General features: G+C 52.3%; 18 protein-coding genes and 1 pseudogene. 12 read left to right on the top strand and 7 right to left on the bottom strand.

All coding sequences use genetic code 11. The annotated features are described in order from the left end of the window. Positions 1–38: 38 nt before the first annotated feature. Entirely contained in the window at positions 39–797 is a 759-nt protein-coding gene (locus LDL70_RS11880) for a gamma-glutamyl-gamma-aminobutyrate hydrolase family protein (protein ID WP_225685139.1), read from the bottom strand. 235 nt (positions 798–1,032) lie between these two features. On the opposite strand from LDL70_RS11880, the gene LDL70_RS11875 reads away from it, so the two are divergent. From LDL70_RS11875 to LDL70_RS11845, 7 genes are all read left to right on the top strand, one after another. Then, a complete protein-coding gene (locus tag LDL70_RS11875) occupies positions 1,033–1,803 on the top strand; it encodes an SDR family NAD(P)-dependent oxidoreductase (RefSeq protein WP_116088869.1) in 771 nt (256 codons plus the stop codon). Between the two features lie 283 nt (positions 1,804–2,086). After that, positions 2,087–4,408, top strand: a complete 2,322-nt coding sequence (locus LDL70_RS11870) for a bifunctional diguanylate cyclase/phosphodiesterase (protein WP_225685138.1) — start codon at positions 2,087–2,089, stop codon at positions 4,406–4,408. Between the two features lie 404 nt (positions 4,409–4,812). Continuing rightward, complete coding sequence (locus tag LDL70_RS11865) at positions 4,813–5,559, top strand: acetyltransferase (RefSeq protein WP_225685137.1); 747 nt, start codon at positions 4,813–4,815, stop codon at positions 5,557–5,559. Positions 5,560–5,750: 191 nt separating this feature from the next. Further along, positions 5,751–5,969, top strand: coding sequence for an aa3-type cytochrome c oxidase subunit IV (locus LDL70_RS11860; RefSeq protein WP_022712501.1), 219 nt, complete (start codon positions 5,751–5,753; stop codon positions 5,967–5,969). A gap of 270 nt (positions 5,970–6,239) precedes the next feature. Continuing rightward, positions 6,240–7,547, top strand: coding sequence for a Re/Si-specific NAD(P)(+) transhydrogenase subunit alpha (locus LDL70_RS11855; protein WP_225685136.1), 1,308 nt, complete (start codon positions 6,240–6,242; stop codon positions 7,545–7,547). Then, a complete protein-coding gene (locus LDL70_RS11850; RefSeq protein ID WP_116088865.1) occupies positions 7,544–7,960 on the top strand; it encodes an NAD(P) transhydrogenase subunit alpha in 417 nt (138 codons plus the stop codon). The genes LDL70_RS11855 and LDL70_RS11850 overlap by 4 nt, the downstream gene beginning before the upstream one ends. Before the next feature lie 10 nt (positions 7,961–7,970). Continuing rightward, on the top strand, positions 7,971–9,371 hold the full coding sequence (locus LDL70_RS11845) for an NAD(P)(+) transhydrogenase (Re/Si-specific) subunit beta (RefSeq protein WP_151160098.1): 1,401 nt from the start codon (positions 7,971–7,973) through the stop codon (positions 9,369–9,371). 166 nt (positions 9,372–9,537) lie between these two features. Here LDL70_RS11845 and LDL70_RS11840 read toward each other — a convergent pair whose 3' ends face one another. Next, positions 9,538–10,857: an NAD(P)H-dependent oxidoreductase gene (locus LDL70_RS11840; protein ID WP_022712506.1), complete on the bottom strand. Its 1,320-nt coding sequence runs from the start codon at positions 10,855–10,857 to the stop codon at positions 9,538–9,540. A 131-nt stretch (positions 10,858–10,988) separates the two neighbouring features. Between LDL70_RS11840 and LDL70_RS11835 the strand changes: the two genes are divergently transcribed. Both LDL70_RS11835 and LDL70_RS11830 read left to right on the top strand, forming a co-directional pair. Beyond that, positions 10,989–11,657 (top strand): HAD family phosphatase, encoded by a 669-nt coding sequence (locus LDL70_RS11835; protein ID WP_028234005.1) that lies wholly within the window; start codon positions 10,989–10,991, stop codon positions 11,655–11,657. 31 nt (positions 11,658–11,688) lie between these two features. After that, complete coding sequence (locus LDL70_RS11830; RefSeq protein WP_022712508.1) at positions 11,689–12,159, top strand: MaoC family dehydratase; 471 nt, start codon at positions 11,689–11,691, stop codon at positions 12,157–12,159. Positions 12,160–12,293: 134 nt separating this feature from the next. On the opposite strand, the gene LDL70_RS11825 is transcribed toward LDL70_RS11830, so the two are convergent. The 5 genes from LDL70_RS11825 to LDL70_RS11805 all read right to left on the bottom strand — a co-directional run bounded on the left by LDL70_RS11825 (position 12,294) and on the right by LDL70_RS11805 (position 18,775). Beyond that, on the bottom strand, positions 12,294–13,460 hold the full coding sequence (locus LDL70_RS11825) for an alpha/beta hydrolase (protein ID WP_225685135.1): 1,167 nt from the start codon (positions 13,458–13,460) through the stop codon (positions 12,294–12,296). 183 nt (positions 13,461–13,643) lie between these two features. Then, complete coding sequence (locus LDL70_RS11820; protein WP_225685134.1) at positions 13,644–14,201, bottom strand: sarcosine oxidase subunit gamma; 558 nt, start codon at positions 14,199–14,201, stop codon at positions 13,644–13,646. Then, the gene (locus tag LDL70_RS11815) at positions 14,194–17,187 is read right to left on the bottom strand and encodes a sarcosine oxidase subunit alpha (protein WP_225685133.1); all 2,994 of its coding nucleotides are present in this window, start codon (positions 17,185–17,187) and stop codon (positions 14,194–14,196) included. Before LDL70_RS11815 ends, LDL70_RS11820 begins: the two co-directional genes overlap by 8 nt. Continuing rightward, positions 17,184–17,510, bottom strand: coding sequence for a sarcosine oxidase subunit delta (locus LDL70_RS11810; RefSeq protein WP_225685132.1), 327 nt, complete (start codon positions 17,508–17,510; stop codon positions 17,184–17,186). The genes LDL70_RS11815 and LDL70_RS11810 overlap by 4 nt, the downstream gene beginning before the upstream one ends. 11 nt (positions 17,511–17,521) lie before the next feature. Beyond that, positions 17,522–18,775: a sarcosine oxidase subunit beta family protein gene (locus LDL70_RS11805; protein WP_225685131.1), complete on the bottom strand. Its 1,254-nt coding sequence runs from the start codon at positions 18,773–18,775 to the stop codon at positions 17,522–17,524. 548 nt (positions 18,776–19,323) lie between these two features. Between LDL70_RS11805 and rpsU the strand changes: the two genes are divergently transcribed. The 3 genes and pseudogenes from rpsU to LDL70_RS11790 all read left to right on the top strand — a co-directional run bounded on the left by rpsU (position 19,324) and on the right by LDL70_RS11790 (position 21,341). Continuing rightward, the gene (gene rpsU / locus LDL70_RS11800; protein ID WP_022712514.1) at positions 19,324–19,554 is read left to right on the top strand and encodes a 30S ribosomal protein S21; all 231 of its coding nucleotides are present in this window, start codon (positions 19,324–19,326) and stop codon (positions 19,552–19,554) included. 476 nt (positions 19,555–20,030) lie between these two features. Then, positions 20,031–20,828, top strand: a pseudogene (locus tag LDL70_RS11795) (tetratricopeptide repeat protein); the annotation flags it as partial. A gap of 102 nt (positions 20,829–20,930) precedes the next feature. After that, complete coding sequence (locus LDL70_RS11790; protein WP_225688535.1) at positions 20,931–21,341, top strand: VOC family protein; 411 nt, start codon at positions 20,931–20,933, stop codon at positions 21,339–21,341. Positions 21,342–21,409 lie beyond the last annotated feature (68 nt).

Genomic DNA, 21,409 nt, shown 5'->3' with positions numbered 1-21,409 from the left:
CGGCTTTCAGAACCGCGATCTGTGACACTGTATATTTTTTACTCTGCTTTGCCGGCATGTTTGCGCACGGCATCACCAAATGCCTGAAAGATTTTGGCTGAAGGCGCATCGGAGCGCACCCAATATTCAGGATGCCATTGCACTGCGAGCGCAAAATCCTGTGCGTCCTTCACAACAACTGCTTCAATCGTACCGTCTTCGGCTACGGCTTGCGGCTCAAGCTTGTCGGAAAGGCGGTCAATCGCCTGCCGGTGCACAGAATTGGTGTTAACTGCAGTGCTTTCCAGAATCGCAGCAAGGCATGAGTTTTCAGCAATCTCCAGCGGATGCGAAATCGCATAGCGCTCATCACGAATTGTGGAAACCGGCGCGCGGTGATCGTTCTTGCCGTTGAGTTCCTGAATATCATTGGCCAGCGAGCCGCCAAGCGCGACATTCATTTCCTGCAAGCCGCGGCAGATGCCGAGCACGGGAATGCCCCGTTCCAGTGCAGCACGGATCAAAGGCAGAGTGGTCGCATCGCGGTCCGGATCAAACGGGTCGTGCTGCTCTGTGGCTTCCTGTCCGTAATGCTCCGGATGCACATTGGAACGGGAACCGGTGATGAGCAGGCCGTGCACCGCCGCGAACAGGGCGTCGTGGTCAACCTTGTCACGGATATTCGGCACCAGAAGCGGTGTGACCTGAGCGACTTCAGCAAGCGCTGTAATATATTCCGAAGGTGTTGCGTGCCAGTTATTGCCGTCAATATCACGAATGTCAGAGGTGACAGCAATCAGAGGGCGGGATTTTTGCATGATAAACAGGCCTTGTCGTGGTTGCGCAGTCGCAGGCAGTTGGTTAGTTTTACGATTATGCAGTGAGGCAGCGTTTCTGTAAGAGCCGGAAAAATGCAAAACAGGAGCGGGAATACCGTCCGGATTGTCAGTTTTCAGCGGCCTGAATTGGTCTACTGTAAAGCGGCGTGATTGGGAATAATTATTGTAAAATTTTGTGCTGTGTATGACGGCAAAATAATTGATTGAGAGGGCGATGTCCGCAAATCATCCGAATATATTTTCTGTCAAAGATAAAGTTATTGCGGTGACAGGCGGTTCGTCAGGGCTGGGGCATCATATGGTGCACACACTTGCTGCACATGGTGCAAAAGTTGTGTCCATCGCGCGCAGCCATCCTGTGACCTCCTGTGCTGATTGCGAGACTGTAAAGCCGGATATTTTACACATTTGTGCCGATGTTGCCGACAGTGCGGATATTGCTGCCGCCTTTGACGAAGCGGAGAAGCACTTCGGTACGGTCAGTGTGGTGTTTAACAATGCCGGTATTGCCTGCAAAGCGAGTGCTTTGAAAACAACCGCCGAGATGATGGAGCAGGTTTTCGCGGTTAATGTTGTCGGGGCGTTCAATGTCGCGCAGGAAGCTGCACGACGGATGATTGAGGCCAAAATTGCCGGTGCGATCATCAACACTACCAGTATTCTGAAAAACATGCCGCAGAAAGGCGCTGTTGCTTATTCTATGTCTAAGGCAGCCTTGGCGCAGATGACGCGGGCTCTGGCACTTGAATGGGCAGCACATAATATTCGCGTGAATGCCATTGCTCCGGGCTGGTTTCCGACAGGGATTAATCAGGAGCTTATGACAGGACCGGCAAGTAATTATCTTAAAGCGAAGAACCCGATGCGCCGGCTTGGAGAAAATGGTGATCTGGAAGGCGCATTGTTGCTGCTTGCCTCCAATGCGGGCGGTTATATGACGGGTACAACCATCACGGTTGATGGCGGACACAGCCTGCAGGGGTGAAATCTGCGACTGTTGGCGGATTGATTTTCAGGCGGGATCAGCGGACAGTCTGATCGCGCGGGCTGAAAGCGCTGTGTTTGCGGGATATATCTTTATTGTAGAACTTACGAATATCATAATTTTTAAATATATTTTTATAGTTCCCGGCGATAATAATCCTATCAAAGGGGGTAGCAACCTATGGCATTGATTTTAATGTAAAAACACTCAGAAGTAGAAAAATTTGAAACTTATTTTTAAAGTATTTTTGTCATTCTTCCCCGGCGAGGGGGAGCAGTGACAAATGACATGGTTATTTAAGACCAACATTCCGGTGGACGTTCGCCTGTCATTTGTCAGAGCGCTTTATGGCAACCGGGAAACACTTTGGTTCGGACTGGCCGCACATATGCTGGCCTGCATGGTTATTTATTTTAAAACCGGCGACATTGTCTTTGTTATCTTCTCCGGCCTGTTCGCGCTGACTACCAGTATCCGCATGTATGATATGCATGTGTTTGACAGGGCAGATTTCAGCAGACTCACTCACGACAAAATCAATCGCTGGGAAATGCACTATCTTTTGGGTGCCTGTGCAATCTGCCTGATCCTCGGGCTGCTTTGTTTCTACAGCACCTATGTGATCGATGATCCGTTTGCCGAACTGGCCAGCCTGTCTATTCTTCTTGCCTCCGTTGTTTCGATTGTCGGCCGTAATTATGCGTCGCGTAATGCCGTTGTCATGATGTCGGTATGCGCTCTGGTGCCGGTTCTGTTCGGATTTATTCTGGTCGACAGTATTTATCATGTGATTATCGGTGCATTGCTGGTGCCGTATTTTCTCAGCAATATTCAGATGGCGAATGGTCTGCGACAGTCCTTGTTTGCGGCCGTAATGAATGAGCGCCGCCTCAGCACAGTTGTCAGTCGTTTTGATACGGCATTGAATAATATGCCTCAGGGTCTGGTGATGCTGGATGGCCGTGCATCAATTGCTGTGGTCAATAAGCAGGTGCGGGATATGCTGAATATCTCGCAAAATATCAGTCTTCTGAACCGCCCGTTTGAAGTTGTTCTGCGCTATTGCAGCAAGCACGGATTGTTTCCGCGTGATGAGCTGGACAATGTGCGTATGCGGATTGACGAGTTGCTGGAAGGCCGCCGTCAGCGCGATGTGTTTCATTTCGGCAATAATCGCTACATTGAGGTGATGTGTAATCAGCGTCGCGAAGAGGGAGCGGTGCTGATTTTTGATGATGTGACAGGACGTATTGAGGCCGAAGCGCAGATCCAGCATATGGCACGCTATGACGGGCTGACAGGATTGCCGAACCGTTTCTATTTTGAAACACTGGTTCGCGCACTGACCGCAGGCAATAAGCCTGACGACCTCGTTGCGCTTGCCGTTATTGATCTTAATCACTTCAAGCATGTGAATGATTCATATGGTCATCACACCGGTGATGAGCTGTTACGGCAGTTTGCGGAGCGTCTCGGCCAGCTTGATGCCGAGCGTTTTGTGGCATCACGCTTTGGCGGCGATGAATTTGTTCTGTTCATTCAGGGCATTAAAGACCGCTCGCATATTAATACTGTTATGAATGAGGTCACGGCCTATCTGAGCGGTGTTTATGAATTTGCGTCCCAGCAGATCTATCTGGATATCAGCGCCGGTGTGGCGGTTGATATTATGAAGAATGTCGATCTTCGTGGCCTGCATGTGAATGCCGATCTGGCGCTTTATGAGGCCAAAAGCAGCGAACATGACCGCTGGGTTGCTTTCGTGGAAGCGATGGATACAAAATATCGCTCACGGCAGAAGCTTAAAAATGATCTGCGAGAGGCAATCAATGCAGGCAGTCTGACAGTTGTCTATCAGCCGATTGTCAGCCTGAATTCTCTGCGTATTGTGGCGGTTGAGGCGCTGTCCCGCTGGCATCATCCGAAATTCGGGCCTATCGGTCCTGCGGACTATATTCCGCTTGCCGAAGAGATGGGGATTATTACGGAACTCACGCAGTTCATGCTGAACCGTGCCTGTCAGGATTGTGCGGGCTGGGGGCATAAGATCGGCGTGTCGGTCAATCTCTCGGCCATTGATCTGAAAAATTCCGGCATTGTCGATATGGTTGTTGATGCTTTGCAGAAAGCGCAATTGCCGTCTTACCTGCTTGAAGTTGAAGTGACGGAAAGTGCAATTATCAGCGACCGCGTCAAAACCTGCGAAATGCTGCAGCGGCTGAAAAATTCAGGCATTAACATTGCTCTTGATGACTTCGGTACCGGTTATTCCAGTCTCAGCTATCTGAACACATTGCCGCTGACAAAGGTCAAAGTTGACCGTTCTTTCGTCCGCGATATCGTGACGGACAGACGGGCCTTTATGCTTTTGCGCGGTGTGACACAGCTGTCTCATGAGCTTGGTTTCGGCGTTACTATTGAGGGCGTGGAAACTGAGGAGCAGCTGAAACTGATTCGCGGAACCGGTGGTGCAGATCTGGTACAGGGCTTTTTGCTCGGTGCACCACTGAGTGCCGACGAGATCAGTGCGCAGCTCGGGCGCTCGCTCTCCGTGATGTCGAATAATCATGCGGAGGCCGCGCAGGCGGACGAACTTCCTTCCTGATCAGCGGTTCTTTCTGAGAATATGCCGGTGATATTTGTCTCCGGCGATGCATTCATTTCGCGGCAAATATAAAAAAGATTAATTGTGCCGGTCTGGACCCTTGCTTTTTGTCACACATAAAGAGAAATGGTTACCAGCATATTTGTTTCCTCAAATCAGCGGGCAGATATGCAAGGTGATGCCCGTGAGGGCTATTGCTGTTTCCTGAATATATTTTGTTCCGGACATAAGACATCTGCCGGAATGGTTAGTGCTTTGAAATTACGCTTTATTTTAGATTGTGCTTATAGGGGGCGGGTTTAAAATAGGATGTGTATTCCTGTATATTTTACGGAATATGAAGCGTGGCATATTCATGAAACGGCTGCACCAGAGCTTTAGTTTATTGGTGGCGGACATTATAGATGACGGTCTCTCAACCGGTTGCGAAAGCACCAGTCCTTTCGAACTTTGCCCGGCACATGCTGGAGTTTCTGGATCGAGTGGAATACCGGCGGGTTATACACGCGGAAGATCTGGAAGAGGTCGGCCGGCTGCGTTATCGTTCCTATATGACGCGCAATGTCATGGACGACAATTTTCTTGGCACCATTATTGATGAAGTCGACCGTGATCATCAGGCCTATGTGTACGGTGTCTATATAGACGGTATTCTGGTCAGTACACTCCGTGTTCATCACATTACGGCAGAGCATCGCATCGGTACCAGCGCCAAATTATTTCCCGATATTCTGGGGCCGATGCTCGATAATAATATGAGTTTTGTCGATCCCACACGTTTCGCTGCAGATCCTTCTTATCTCGCTGAATTTCCCGCCATTCCCTATCTGACATTGCGTATCGCCGCGATGGCATCAGAATATTTCAATGCAAGTTTTTGCCTTGCCGCAGTCAAGCCGGAGCATATGGCTTTCTATAAGCGCATCTTTGGCTCGCAAATGCTGGCAGACCCGCGCGATCATGAAGGCTATGGTATTCAGGTGGGCTTAGGCGCTGCGGCGGTCAGTTCAATCCGCGATGCGGTTGCCGTACGCTTTCCGTTTTTTAAATCTCAGGCTCATGAGCGGCGCAATATGTTTGCCGATGTTCGTGCAGGCAATGTTCCGCTGACCATTCTACCGACGGCTAAATATACCGGACTGGGGATCTAAGTATCTGAGTATCTGATCTAAAAATCGCCCGACTTGGCTGCAAATGGCATCGGCTTGCAGCAGATTGTCGCAACATTGGCGGTGAAGTGAAGCTTGCCTATTGCTTAAGAACTGTGTCAACTGTGGCCAGATAAGATTTCTGAACCGGAAGACGGCCGCAAAGGAAGATATCTTTGGGGAGGGAGAAAGAAATGGCAGAAATTCAGCACGGTCCTGCAGAGCTTGGCGCAGAGATGGATTATCCTGAGCATGAGCGCACCTATCATGGTTTTACCTTTTTGGTAAAATGGGGAACGATTGTGCTTTCCGCTTTGATGATCGCGATGGCATTTGCATTTTTTGCTGCCGGCTGGTTCTCGGGTGTTATTCTGTTCGCGCTGATTATGGCAGCGGCAGTTTTCTTTGCCTGAGACCTGTCAGAAGCAGACTGAAAAATTTCATTTCAGAACGGCATGGAATCCATAAATTATACCGCCAGTTTGGCGGTATAATTTTTTGCGCCCTGTTCAGAGCAAAAATCTCTTCATAATTGCGTATTTTCGATCACATAAGAAATTTTTTGCATAAAGAGTATTGCAGCCTGCTTTTTCCGTGATTTACTGCGCCCGTCCAAAATGTTGTTCCGGAGGAGACCGGTGCGGATTTTGTGAGTTTTGGGGATAGGGAAAGTGAGGGCAGTTTTGTCTCAGGTAATATTCATTCCCGTTGAAACTGATCCGAGTGAAACACGGGTGGCGGCAACGCCGGAAACCGTGAAAAAGCTGATCGGTTACGGATTTAAGATAATCGTGGAAAGCGGTGCAGGTATTGCGTCGCGTATTACGGATCAGGCTTTTGCCGATGCCGGTGCGCAGATCGGTAAGACTGCCGATATTAAAACCGCGGATATTATTCTTAAACTTCGCCGTCCTTCATCCGCTGAACTGAAAAATTACAAAACCGGTGCCGTGCTGATCGCTATGCTTGACCCTTATGGCCATGAGGACAGTGTGGCGGCCATTGCGCAGGCAGGGCTGACTGCATTCACCATGGAATTTATGCCGCGCATTACCCGTGCGCAGGTGATGGATGTGCTGTCATCGCAGGCCAATCTTGCAGGCTATCAGGCGGTGATTGATGCGGCGGCGGAATATGGCCGTGCTATGCCGATGATGATGACCGCTGCCGGTACAGTGCCAGCGGCCAAAGTTTTTGTAATGGGGGCAGGGGTTGCCGGTCTTCAGGCCATTGCGACTGCACGCCGTCTTGGTGCTGTGGTGACGGCGACTGATGTGCGTCCTGCAGCCAAAGAGCAGGTGGCATCGCTCGGTGCTAAGTTTGTGGCCGTTGAGGACGAAGAGTTCAAAGCGGCCGAGACTGCCGGTGGCTATGCCAAAGAAATGTCGAAAGACTATCAGGCAAAGCAGGCAGCGCTGGTTGCTGACCATATTGCCAAGCAGGATATTGTGATTACTACAGCGCTTATTCCTGGGCGTGCTGCGCCGCGTCTGGTGAGTGCGGCGATGGTTGCCAGCATGAAACCTGGCTCGGTGCTGATTGATCTGGCTGTTGAGCGTGGCGGCAATGTTGAAGGTGCGGTAGCGGGACAAATTGTTGAAAAAGACGGCGTGAAAATTATCGGTCATATGAATACGGCCGGCCGCATCGCTGCCTCTGCATCACAGCTCTATGCGCGCAACCTGTTCGCTTTCCTTGAAACGCTGGTCGACAAAGACACCAAACAGCTTGCAATCAATCTTGATGATGAATTGGTGAAAGCAACGGTGCTGACCCATCAGGGCGCCATCGTGCATCCGGCATTTGCTGATGCGAAAGCAGCGCCGGTTGCTGCTGATAATAAGGCTGAAGCCGCACCTAAGCCTGCCGTGAAGAAGGCTCCGGTCAAAAAAGCTACTCTGAAAAAACCGGCTGCTGCAAAACCGGCAAACAAAACGGGTGCAGGCAAGAAAACCGTAAGTGAAGCCGGAAATAAGGGGGATGAGGCATGAGTGCGGATTCTTTGAAAGAGGCACTGGGTGGTCTCGACAAGGCGGTTGAAAACCTGCGTCAGGCTGCGGAAGGTCTGGGGAGCTCAGACTCGATCAGTAATGCTGTGCATGCCGCGAGCGGCGGTGTGATTGATCCTTTTGTATTCCAGCTGGCGATTTTCGTTCTGTCGATTTTTGTCGGCTATTACGTTGTCTGGTCGGTAACGCCTGCCTTGCATACGCCTTTGATGGCGGTGACCAATGCGATTTCCTCGGTGATTGTCGTCGGTGCATTGCTGGCCGTCGGTCTTTCCCTTTCCGGCTGGGCAACAGGTTTCGGCTTTATCGCTTTGGTGCTGGCAAGTGTGAATATTTTCGGGGGCTTTCTCGTCACCCAGCGCATGCTCGCCATGTATAAGAAAAAAGACAAGTGAGGGCTGAAACATGAGCGTTAATCTGGCAGCCTTTCTTTATCTCGTTTCCGGCGTGTTATTCATTCTGGCACTGCGCGGTCTTTCTCATCCGACAACCAGTCGTCAGGGTAATTTTTACGGTATGCTCGGTATGGGCATCGCCATTGTCACCACGCTGATATTGGCGCAACCGTCTTTTGGCGGACTGGCGCTGATTGTGCTGGGGCTGGCAATCGGTGGCGGTATCGGTGCCGTTGTGGCCAAGCGTATTGCCATGACGGCAATGCCGCAGCTGGTGGCATTTTTCCACTCGCTGGTTGGTCTTGCGGCCGTGATGGTGGCCGCTGCGGCTCTCTACTCACCGCATTCTTTTGGCATCGGTGAGGTGGGGTCAATCCACGCACAAGCATTGGTGGAAATGTCGCTTGGCGTGGCCATTGGTGCGATCACCTTTACCGGTTCGATCATTGCCTATCTCAAACTGGACGGGCGTATGTCCGGCAAGCCAATCATGCTGCCGTCACGTCATATCATCAATGCGGCACTGTTTATCGGCATCGTCGTTCTGGTGATCGTGCTGGCGATTACCGAAAGCCATCTGGTGTTCTGGGCGATTGTGCTGTTGTCCCTGCTGTTCGGTGTGCTGATCATTATCCCGATCGGCGGCGCGGATATGCCGGTGGTTGTGTCAATGCTCAATTCCTATTCCGGCTGGGCAGCGGCAGGTATCGGCTTTACGCTGGGCAATCTGGCACTGATTATCACCGGTGCGCTGGTTGGTTCTTCCGGTGCGATCCTGTCCTATATCATGTGTAAGGGCATGAACCGCTCGTTCATTTCTGTGATCCTTGGTGGTTTCGGCGGCGACACATCTGCTGGCGGTGCGGCTGGCGAAGTTGAGCAGCGTCCAGTCAAACAGGGCTCGGCAGATGATGCGGCTTTCATCATGAAGAATGCCGCCAAAGTCATCATCGTACCGGGTTATGGTATGGCGGTGGCACAGGCACAGCATGCGCTGCGTGAAATGGCCGATAAGCTGAAGGAAGAGGGCGTAGAAGTTAAATATGCCATTCATCCGGTGGCGGGTCGTATGCCTGGGCATATGAACGTGCTGTTGGCGGAAGCCAATGTGCCTTATGATGAAGTCTTCGAGCTGGAAGATATCAACTCCGAATTTGCGCAGGCCGATGTGGCTTTCGTGATCGGTGCGAATGACGTGACCAATCCGGCAGCGAAAACAGACCCGCAGTCTCCGATTTTCGGTATGCCTATTCTTGATGTGGATAAGGCCGGAACGGTGCTGTTCATCAAGCGCGGCATGGGGTCCGGCTATGCGGGCGTGGAGAATGAATTGTTCTTCCGTGACAACACCATGATGCTGTTTGCTGATGCAAAGAAGATGGTCGAAAATATCGTCAAAGCGCTGGATTAAACCGGCGCAATTCGGCAGATAAAAGAAAAGGCGGCTTTTGAGCCGCCTTTTTTATCGTGATTTGAGCAATGTTTAATGCTGACTTTCTTACGCCTTTTCGGGTAAAAATACTGCCTGTCAGCAGGTTAGCGCGCTTTGCTGCATAAGAGATTCCGTTGCCCTTGGCTTATTGTCCGTAAACCAGCTTGTCCTGACGAGCGCGTAGTTCTGCAAGGCGAGAACCGGCAGGCAGAGCCGCATTGTCATAGGTGATGAGCTCACCTTTTTTGATCGGCTTCAGTACTTTGGCGCCGGTCAGCATTCCGCATGGAATGGCTTTGGCTGCGCGGGCTTCACCAGCGGTCATGATCCATGCACGGTAGCAATATTCACCGATTGCATCGAGCGTTTCACCCACCGCCATATCCTTTTTGGCGACGGCTGCAACTTCCGCGGTCGGTTTGCTCAGCGGTACCATGTCGGCTTTGCCATAGAGCACTGCACGGGCGCAGGTCAGCGGCACTTCCAGCGAGGTCAGGTGGTACGGACGATGGAAGGTGAAATACGGGCCTTTACCCATTTTCAGATCTTCCATGCGCTCTGAAATACGCGGATGGGACATGTCCGCAACCACGAATACACCCGGAGCTACGCCCTTGCCGATGGTATAATCAACCACGCCCACACGGGAGAGCACGCCGCCGTCTTTTTCAGGGATGAGCGTTGAGGAGAGCTGGTCGAGCGTGGCCGCAGGGCCGTGCATACCGGCTTTATCCGGTACCAGACCGGTGGCATTAGCGATAGCCGCCATTTCCACCATGGTTTTGGAACCGTCCACAAATTCCACCAGCAGGCGCACATTCATATTCCGGCGCGTGGCTTCCTCGATATAATTATCAGGGATCGCATCAATATTGAGCGGATTGTTCTTACCCTTACCGGCGGCAACAATCGGATGTCCCATGGCGGTGACAAATTCGATCAGTTCCATGCAGGATGATGGTTCGTCACCGGCACCGAGCGAATAGACAACGCCAAGACGGTCGGCTTCGCTTTTCAGATAAGCGCCGATTGTCACATCAGCTTCAACATTCATCATTACGAGATGTTTGCCGTGCTCCATGGCACGCAGGCCGATTTCTGCACCAACAGCAGGAATGCCGGTTGCATCAATCACCACATCAATCAGGTCATTATTGAGAATGAGGTCTGCATTATCGGTAACAGCAATTTTATGGGCTTCGAGCGCGAGGCTCAGATCAGAGCCGGTGCCAACCTCGCGGGCATGGCCTTGTTCACCATAGGCGATCTCGGCAGCTTTGAGGGCGCGTTGCGGATTGGTTTCCGAAATCGCGCCGATTTCAATGCCGGGCATATGGGCGACACGGGTCACAATATCGGTGCCCATTTCTCCGCAGCCGATCAGGCCGATGCGGATGGGTTTACCGGTATCGGCGCGGGCTTTCATATCACGAGCTAAGCCGGTGAGTGCGACATTGGTGGCCATGTTTGTTCTCCGGAGATAGTGTTTTGCGGGAGAATAACCCGCCTGATAATGACAGTTATAAAAGACTAGATTAAATATCAATTACTAAGGGGCTGCATCCGTGCGGCATGACAGAGCAGGAGTTCAAAGTGCTGGACAGCGTAACCAATAATAACTGGGATCTCGTGATTTTTGACTGTGACGGTGTGCTGGTCGACAGCGAACCGCTGGCTGCGCTGGCTTTTCATAATGTTTATGCCCGCCATAATATGCCGATTCCTGACGGTACGGTAGCCAAAGGCGTGGGAATGAAACAGGCGGATATTATTCGCCTGATCGGCGATCTGACCGGCCATTATCTGCCGGATGCAGCGCAGGATGATATCTGGCCTGAAACACATCGCGTGTTTTCTGAAGCCTTGCAACCTTGTGACGGCATTGCCGGTGTGCTGGAACGCCTGAAGACCCGCAGTTGTGTGGCCTCGTCTTCCTCACCGCAGCGTATTGCTTTCAGTCTGGAAAAAACCGGTTTGATTAATGCTTTTGATGGCGCTCTGTATTCATCAACAATGGTTAAACGCGGTAAACCAGCACCGGACCTGTTCCTGTTCGCCGCAGAGAAATTCGGTGCTGATCCGGCACGTTGTGTGGTGTTTGAGGATTCACCATTTGGTGTGGAAGGAGCGGTTGCCGCAGGCATGACAGCAATCGGTTATACCGGCGGCGGACATACTTATGCCGGACACACGGAAAAGCTTTTGGAAAAAGGTGCAAAAGCGGTTTATAGCAGCTGGAAAGAGATAGAGAATAACATTCTCTGAAAGTGCGAATCCATCATAAAGGTCTATAGCAATGAAAGATGCGATCACTCTGGATCAGCTGCGTGAAGCGATCGGCACAGAAATCGGCTGCTCCGAGTGGCGTGTGGTGACACAGGAAATGATCAACCAGTTTGCCGATGCAACGGATGATCATCAATATATCCATGTGGATCCGGTGCGCGCGGCAGAAACACCATTCGGCGGTACAATCGCCCATGGTTTCCTGACGCTTTCTTTGCTCTCGACTTTGGCTTTTGAAGCACTGCCGATGCTGCAGGGCGCAACCATGGGCATCAATTACGGTTTTGACAGTGTGCGTTTTATGTCGCCGGTGAAAACCGGTACGCGTGTCCGTGCCCGTTTCAAACTGGCTGATGCGGATATCCGTCCTTCCGGCCGCGTGGTCAATCATTATGACGTGACACTGGAAGTGGAAGGTATGGTCAAACCGGCTTTGACTGCGCGGTGGCTGACCATCGCTGTCGTCCCACCTGCGGAGTGAAGTTTCAGGCCAGAACGGGCTGCAAATGGCGTTTTTCTGCGCTTCCGATACTCACGTACTTTAGTACGCTCCGTTTCGGTTCTCGAAGAACACCATTTTCGCCTCGTGCTGATCAGAAACGAGGTAGTGCCGTTTTAGTGTAATGTATCCAGCGGTGCAGGCTGATCGGGGTAATCGGTCAGCAGGGTTTTGAGCGCAAAAGGCCCGTGCAGGAACATGCCGATATCATAGGCGTTTTTCTTCTGGCTGCCGGAGATGAACAGCAAATGCATTTTGAAGAAATTGCCCTTGGCTTGTTTGTAACGGACAGGGGAGTGAATGTGTTTGAACCGGATATGCTGGATCAGCGGCGGATTGTTAGTCCGAATTTTCAGCGCCTTGGCAGGTTCTGAATTATAAAAATGGATGATATCCGTCAGCGCCTGAAATTCCGCCCAGAAAACCGGACTGTCGTTCAGTAATACACGTACATCTTCGCGCAAGGCTTTAGCGCGTGGATGCAGAGCAATCATCAGCAGGCAGGAACCGGCAGCGAGGAGTGATACGGGCTGTTTACGCAGGAGTTCCGGCTCGGTGCGCCAGACTTCAGCCAGCGCTTCTATTGCCGGTACAGTGCCGAGACTGTGCCCCATAATGATGACTTCATCAGCCTCACTGCTGCGCAGCTTTTCTGCCAGCATTTTTGCAAAAACCTGTTTGCGCTGGCGCAGACTGGAACTCTTGTCATAAATCCGGTCATAGGCGGCTGACCAGTCGTCGAGCAGATAGGAGATGAAAAGTTTTTCATCCAGCGCCCGTATCAGTCCGTAGCAAATACCGAGAGCCAGCGGCAGCGACCAGAGCATATGCAGTGGTGAGAAACCGGCCAGTACTGGTGCTGCTGTGATGCCGAGCGTTAAGGCCAGCATGGCCAGCACCATCAGAAACGGCCACATGAAAAACATGACAAACCGCCAACTGGTGCGGCCATAACGCCATAAGGTGCCGGTGAAGAGAATATTCAGAAAAGCGCGGCTGCCGGTGAACAGACGGTGTGGCAGGGAGCGCGCTGCATATTCATCAAAAATATCTGCGGTACCGAACTGGCAGAATTCGCTTTGTGTTTCCCAGTTCTCGCCTTTGGCTGTCACCTGCATGGTGCCGCTGCCGTGATCTGCATCGGCCATCGGGGACAGGCTGGTTTTTGTGCCCCACAGCTTGTCAAAATCGCTCATAATTTTGCGATGACGCACGCGCACTGCCTTAGGGTGCAGCCCTTCATAACCTGTGAAATTAATGATGAGACGTTTTTTAATGGTCATGAACAGGGTGCTTGTTAAAACAGAAGAGGGCAATACGGCGCAGAAGATGCTTTAGTGCGGTCTGCTGTAAATGAACAATCACATTAAAGCTATTATGCTTGCTCAAAATAAAAGTACCGCGCCTTTTGGAAGACGCGGTGCTTAAAGTGTAATTATGACAGTTTCAGGACGTTGAGAGTATCGTCAGACGGCTGCGTCCAGTGCGCCTTCACTCAGCAGTCCGAAAACATAGGTGCCAAAAGAGCGCCAGCATTCCAGCCGGAATTCGGTTTCAGACAAACGCCACAGCACAATCTCGGCCTTGCCGAAAATCGTGCGTGTTGCTGCGCCAACCGGAAAAACCGACAGTGATAAATCCTGCGGGCAACCGGCATTGATAGTTGCTTCTGCGCCTTCGCCGGAAATGAGAATGCCGATATTGCGGTGGGATACATCCGTTGCGGCATGCAGTGTTTCAACACCTTGCAAATCCGCAAAGGGGGACTGCCCGCCGGTGTCAATCACCAGCCATTCATCAGGCCCGAGCCACAATGCCGAGCGTTTGCCCTTGGTGGCGCTGTGCTTTGGCTTTTGCGGCAGAGTGACGCCAAGGGTTTTGGACAGCGCTGTAACATCATTAGCGCGGGCGCGGAGTGAAATACGCTCCGCCGGTTCTGCCGGAATGATCTGTACCGAACCGTTTCCGGCGCGGTTGTTGCCCAGAACTGTGATGCGCTGTGCGCTTGCTTCGGAGTTAGACATGCAGGCGCTCTCCCTTTTCGTCAATAAAGACCGGGCCGGTTACTTCAACTTCAATCACACGATCCAGCATCGGCACGAACAGGGTCTTGCCGTGCAGATTAAATCCGTCATGCACCACAGCCATGGCAATGGAACGGCCGAGATTGGACGACCAGTAGGAAGAGGTGACGTGACCGAGCATTTTCATCGGTTTCGGCTGGTTCGGATCGGCAACGATCTGCGCACCTTCTTCCAGCACTGTATTCGGATTTTTGGTCAGCAGGCCGACCAGTTGTTTGCGGCCTTCCGCCACCAGATCGGGACGGCGCATACCACGGATACCGACAAAGTCGGTTTTCTTCTTGGAAACAGCCCAGCCGACCGCTGCATCATGCGGGGTCAGAGTGCCGTCTGTATCCTGACCGACAATGATATAGCCTTTTTCTGCACGCAGAACATGCATAGTTTCCGTGCCGTAGAGGCAGGCGCCTATGGCTTTCGCACGCTCCCAGACGGCTTCCAGCACAGACTGACCGTAATCGGCAGGGACGTTGATTTCAAAGCCCAACTCACCGGTAAAGGACATACGGAACAGACGGGTCGGTACACCGCAGAATTTACCTTCCGCCACACTCATATGCGGGAAGGCCTCATTGGAAATATCAATGCCTTCAACAAATGGCGCGATAATCTCACGGGCTTTCGGCCCCTGAACGGCAATCACCGCCCATTGTTCCGTTGTGGAGGTCAGCCAGACATTGAGATGCGGGAACTCGGTCTGGAGATAATCTTCCATATGGTTGAGGACACGCGGTGCACCGCCGGTTGTTGTGGTGACGTGGAAGCGGTCATGTGCCATGCGGCCGACGACACCGTCATCCATCACAAAACCGTCTTCACCGGTCATGATACCATAGCGGCAGCGACCCGGTTTGAGCGTATCCCATGCATTGGTATACATCAGATTGAGGAATTCAGCGGCATCAGGGCCGACAACTTCAATTTTACCCAAGGTGGAAGCATCAAAGATACCGGCCACTTCGCGCACGGTTTTACATTCGCGGGCAACCGCATCATGCATGGTTTCACCGGCCTGCGGATAATACCATGCGCGTTTCCAGTTGCCGACATCCTCATAAACCGCACCGTTTTTCACTTCAAAATGATGCAGCGCAGTCTGGCGCGCCGGATCAAACAGATGATCGCGGGACGAGTTGATGAGTGTGCCGAACGTCACCGGTGTATAAGGCTGGCGGAAGGTGGTGAGACCGACCTGCGGGATCGGTTTGTTGAGCGCTTCCGAGGCAATCGCCAGCCCGTGCATATTGGACATTTTACCCTGATCGGATGCCATGCCGTTGGTGGTGAAGCGTTTGATATGCTCGATAGAATGCATACCTTCGCGCACGGCATTGCGGATATCCTTGGCGCAAACATCATGCTGGAAGTCGATAAACGCCTTCACATTGCTGTCAGGGCCTGCACCGGCTGTGGTGCCGACCATGCCGCCGCTCCAGCTATAGGCTGTTGTTGCGCTGACAGTGGTGGTTGCTGATGCCTTGCCGCCGGTTGCAACACCGGCAGATGTGCCTGCTGCAACGGCTTCATCAATGGCTGCCTGCAGGTCGTCGGTGCCGTTACAGGTGCCGACGCAGATGCAATCCTGTGCGTAGACATACGGCAGAAAGCGCTGTTTGGTATCATCAAAACGCAGCTTGCCGCGCGATTGCGAGAACAGATGCACTGACGGTGTCCAGCCGGAGGAGGTGATCAGCGCATCAATGGTGTATTTGCGGCCTGATTTCGCGCCATTGGTGGCAACAGTCATGGATTTGACCCGCAGCTTGCCGCCAACACTCAGCACACAATGATTGGTCAGCACCGGAATATTCAACCGGCGGGCCTCGGTAAGCACAGCTTCACCCGGATGGGCGCGGGCATCGACAATCACCGGAATATCAATGCCTGCATTTTTCAGATCAAAGGCGGCTTCATAGGCGCTGTCATGAGCAGTGAAAACACCGACATGTGAGCCGACAGCCACACCGAAATGATTGAGATAGGTGCGGGCAGCCGAAGCCAGCATCACACCCGGACGGTCATTATTGGCAAAGACCATATGCCGTTCAATAGAGCCGTTGGCGAGAATGACGCGCTTGGCACGCACCTGCCACAGACGCTCACGCGCGGTGTTCTTCTCCGGCAGTGCAACGTGGTCGGTAACGCGCTCGGCCAGAGCAACGAAATTATGGTTATAGTAACCGAAAGCCGTGGTGCGGGTGAGAACACGTACATTCGGCATGGCATTCAACTCGGCCGCAGTGATCTGCGCCCATGCAAAGCCATCCTGACCGTCGATCTTGGTGCCGTTCTCGTGGTGCAGGGCACCGCCGACTTCAGGCTGTTCATCGCAGAGAATGACTTTGGCACCGGTGCGCGCCGCAGCCAGCGCAGCACTTAAACCCGCCACGCCTGCGCCGACAACCAGCACGTCACAATGCTCGTAGCGGCCTGCATAACGGTCAGGGTCAGGTTCTGTTGGTGTGACGCCCAGACCGGCGGCACGACGGATGATCGGCTCGTAGACCTTCTCCCATGCCTTTCTCGGCCACATGAAAGTCTTGTAATAGAAGCCTGCGCCAAAGAAAGGTGAAAACAGATCATTCACTGCGCCGATGTCGAAAGACAAAGACGGCCAGCGGTTCTGCGATTCTGAGTGCATGCCGTCGAAAACTTCCTGCACGGTTGCACGCACATTCGGCTGGCGATGGGCTTTGTCGCGGGAAATATCCAGCAGAGCATTCGGCTCTTCCGGCCCTGCGGACAGAAAACCGCGCGGACGATGATATTTGAATGAGCGCCCGATCAGGTGAATATCATGGGCAAGCAGTGCCGAGGCGACGGTATCGCCTGCCAATGCCGTATAGGTCTTGCCGTCAAAGGTGAAACGGGCAGTTTTCGCCGGTGTCAGACGGCCTTTGCCAGGTATGCGTTTTGAGCCGCTCATTTACCACTCTCCTTGGCCGCAACACTGTTCGTCTGTACGATTTGGCTCAGATCCGGTTTCGGCTCTCCGGCTTTATAGGTGAGCAGGAACTTGTCGCTCACCGTATCGCGTGCCGCGTTGAAGAAGCGGCCGCAGCCGTGAATATGCCGCCAGCGTTCAAAAATTACGCCTTTGGGATTGTCGCGCCAATAGAGAAACTCAACGAATTCCTCGTCCGAAAGTTCGGTTATATTGGTCGGGCGGGCAATATGAGCATCATGAGCGCTGCGGAATTCCAGCTCCGAGCGGTCTTCGCCGCAATAAGGGCAATGGATCAAAAGCATGATAATTATCCTTAGTGGGCTACGGCTGCAGCTGCAGCTTCGTCGATCAGACGACCGGTGCGGAAACGATCAAGCGTAAAGCCTGCGGCCAGCGGGTGCGGTTCGCCACGGGCGATCAGATGGGCGAACAAATGGGCGGAACCCGGCGTTGCCTTGAAGCCGCCGGTGCCCCAGCCTGCATTGACGAACAAGTTCGGTACAGGGGTTTTGCTCTGGATCGGTGCGCGATCGACGGTGTTGTCAGTCACACCGCCCCATTGACGCATCATTTTTACGCGACGGAACATCGGGAACAATTCACAGATCGCATCCAGTGTATGGGTGATGATCTGCAAGCCGCCTGTCTGCGAATAGGAATTATACTGGTCGGTACCGGCGCCGATAACAAACTCGCCCTTATCCGACTGAGAAATATAGGCATGAACCGCATTGGACATGACCACGCATGGCACAATCGGCTTCATCGGTTCAGAAACCAGTGCCTGCAACGGGGAGCTTTGCAACGGTACGCGCACATCAGCCATATTCATGATGACCGAGGAGTGACCGGAAGCGGAAACACCGATTTTCTTGGCGCCGATAAAGCCGCGATTGGTCTCAACACCGCTGACACTGCCGTCCGCATTACGGCGAATGCCGAGCACTTCGCAATTCTGGATAATATGCACACCGCGATCAGAAGCTGCGCGGGCATAGCCCCATGCCACTGCATCGTGACGGGCAACGCCGCCGCGGCGTTGCAAGGCTGCGCCATTGATCGGATAGCGGGAATTTTGCGAAATATTCAGCGGCGGACAATAGGCTTTGGCCTGTTCCGGTGTCAGCCATTCATTGTCGATGCCATAGAGGCGGTTGGCATTGATGTGACGGCTGAAGGATTGCTTGTCATGGATATTATGCGACAGCATCAGCACGCCACGCGGCGAGAACATCACGTTGTAGTTGAGATCCTGTGACAGGTTCTCCCACATCTTGAGCGAATGCTCATAAATATTCATGCTCTCTTCATAGAGATAGTTGGAGCGGATGATAGTGGTGTTACGGCCGGTATTGCCGCCGCCGATCCAGCCTTTTTCCAGCACTGCAATATTGGTGATGCCGTGTTCTTTGGCCAGATAATAGGCGGCACCCAGACCGTGCCCGCCGCCGCCGACAATAATCACATCATAGTGAGAGCGCGGTTCCGGTGAAGCCCATTGCGGCTCCCAGCCTTTATTTCCGCGCAGTGCTTCTCGGGCAACTGCAAATACTGAAAACTTACGCATAATGTCCCCTTATCTGGGCGCGGAAGATTTTTTCCGCCTGTTGGTTTAAAGTTAAACCATATGCCGACACTGACTTTGCCATTTTGCGACGGGTTTTGGCGTATCATGCGGTTTTTGTTTGCTGAAAAGCTCTCGCATCGCTGCGGGATGTCAGTGCGAAGGACTCACTTCATTCCGCATGAAAATTAGCGGAAAAAGCGACAGAGAATCTCTGTGAAATACGGGGTAAATTTTGCATTTGCAGATTAAAACCAATGCAATCTCCGCAAAGAAAAATGCAAATAAAACGTGATTTTTACGGTTAAAACTGTAATAATGAGGTTGATAAGGCCTGATCGGGCGCTGTGTTACGGATTCTGTGTGGACAATCGCGCCGGATACTGTTAAACGGCACTCGAATTTGCATCGGAAGGCCGTTGCGAAGTCTTAAGATTTCTCAGCCATAAGACGGCTCCTTTACCGGAACTGCCAGACTGTTTTTTCTTCGGGGCTCACCGGTGCCTTCAGGCTAAACTGAAAAATCTAACCGAAACGGAACGGGATTACACGTGCAGGTACTCGTACGCGATAATAATGTTGATCAGGCTCTCCGCGCTCTTAAGAAAAAGATGCAGCGTGAAGGTATTTTCCGCGAAATGAAAATGCGCGGTCATTATGAAAAGCCATCTGAAAAGCGCGCCCGCGAAAAGGCTGAAGCCGTTCGCCGTGCACGCAAGCTGGCTCGTAAGCGCGCACAGCGTGAAGGTCTGGTAGGCGGCGGCCGCGTAGCGGCTCGTTAAGTAACAAGTCGCGTAGCGGCCCGCTAATTAACGGGTCGCTTGGCGACCGGTTAATCAGACTGAACGCGTGGCTACAGGCTGCGTCGTTTCTGATCAGATATACTGATTAAGCAGCGCATGATCTCAGGGTCATGCGTTTTGCTTTGCGTTCAGGCCAGCTTTTCAGGCTTATTATGCCGGTTTTTGAGAACTGATGTAATATGAAGCTTTATTGTAAAAGTTGACCATACAGATATGTTTGCATCGCTGGAAAACAGCTTTAAGGTGGGGTGAGTATTCACTTCCGCCTTTTTCTGTATGGGCTGAGTGCATTGGCATGTCATAAAATATATGCAGTCTTACCATTTTCCGTCAGATACTGTGCAGAGCACAGGCCGGAATCTCAGGCCACAAGACTGCTTTTGAGGAGTGCGCGAATGGGATCTTTGGCAAGTGTGAAATTGACTTTGCGTGAACAGCGCCTTTCTTTGAATAAAGGTTTGCTGGTTGCGGCATCCTGCGCAGTTCTGGCTTTGGCGGGCTGTCAGAGTACTTCCAATTCCATGCTTACGCCGGTTGATCTTGCGCAGGGTTCCAGCGAGAATATCGGTTCGCTGACAACCGTCATTCAGAGCAATCCGCGTAATCCTGAAAGTTACAACGTGCGCGGCTCAGCCTATGGTAAAGCAGGGCGCTATCGCGAGGCGATGAAGGATTTTGATACGGCGATCCAGCTCGATCCGAATTATTATCAGGCCTATGCCAATCGCGCGCTGATCCAGCGTTATCTGAAAAATGATGCGGCGGCTGTGCAGGATTATGGTCGCGCCATTCAGATCAATCCGCAATATGATGCAGCCTATATCGGCCGTGGTAATGTCTATCGTCAGGCAGGACGTCTGGACGAAGCGATGACGGATTTCAACCGCGCAATCCAGCTGGATACCACCGATGGCCGCGCTTACCACAATCGTGGTCTGATCTATCAGGCGCGCGGTCAGCACAAACAGGCGATTGAGGATTTCTCTGCTGCGGCTTCCCTGCAGTCGAATGCGCCGGAGCCTTATAATGGCCGCGGTATTTCCTATGCAGCGCTCGGCGATTATGACAATGCCTTTGATGATTTCAATACGGCTATCGGGCTGGATGACAAGATTGCGGAAAGCTGGGCCAATCAGGCGCTGGTCTATGAGCATCGCGGTGACAAGAAACGTGCAGCGGCTTCCTATGCCCGCGCGGTGCAGCTTGATCCGCAATATAAGCCTGCCAAGGATGGCCTGAGCCGCACACGGTAATTGATCAGTCCTAAATAGACAGAGCATAGCAAGTTAAAGAGCCGCAGGATTCAGTATCCGGCGGCTCTTTTCTTATTTCTGAAGCTCTCTATATTATTGCCTATGTCTTTATTCGACCATATCGGCTTTGAGAGCCGGGATATTCCGGCATCCTATCAGTTTTACTCCGGCAGCATGGCTGCACTGGAGCTTAGGGTGTTGCAGACGGCGGATAATTTGTTTTTTGTCAGCGGAAATGCCCGCAGTCCTCTGCCGTTCTTGCGGATTGTTGCGGCAAAATCTGCAAATGGTGCAGATTCTGCATCACAGCCGGGTCAGCATTTACACATTAAATTCAGCGCCAAAAGTCATGAGCAGGTTGAGGCTTTTCATCAGGCTGCACTCAGATCCGGCGGACGGGAAAGCAGTGCACCGTCCTATCAGGGGCCGAAGGAGATGGGTTATTTCGCGGCTCTGGTTTTTGATCCGGACGGTAATACGGTTGAAGTCGGTGTTCATGAGAAACACGGCTGACTTGACAAAGAGATAAAGAAAAGGCCGGTTTTCACCGGCCTTTTTTATTTAGAACGGAGCCGCTCTAA

Source organism: Pseudochrobactrum sp. XF203 (assembly GCF_020341615.1).
In the GTDB taxonomy this organism is placed as follows: domain Bacteria; phylum Pseudomonadota; class Alphaproteobacteria; order Rhizobiales; family Rhizobiaceae; genus Pseudochrobactrum; species Pseudochrobactrum saccharolyticum.
The sequence above is the reverse complement of the archived record's forward strand: the minus strand, read 5'-3'. Positions and strand labels throughout refer to the sequence as shown.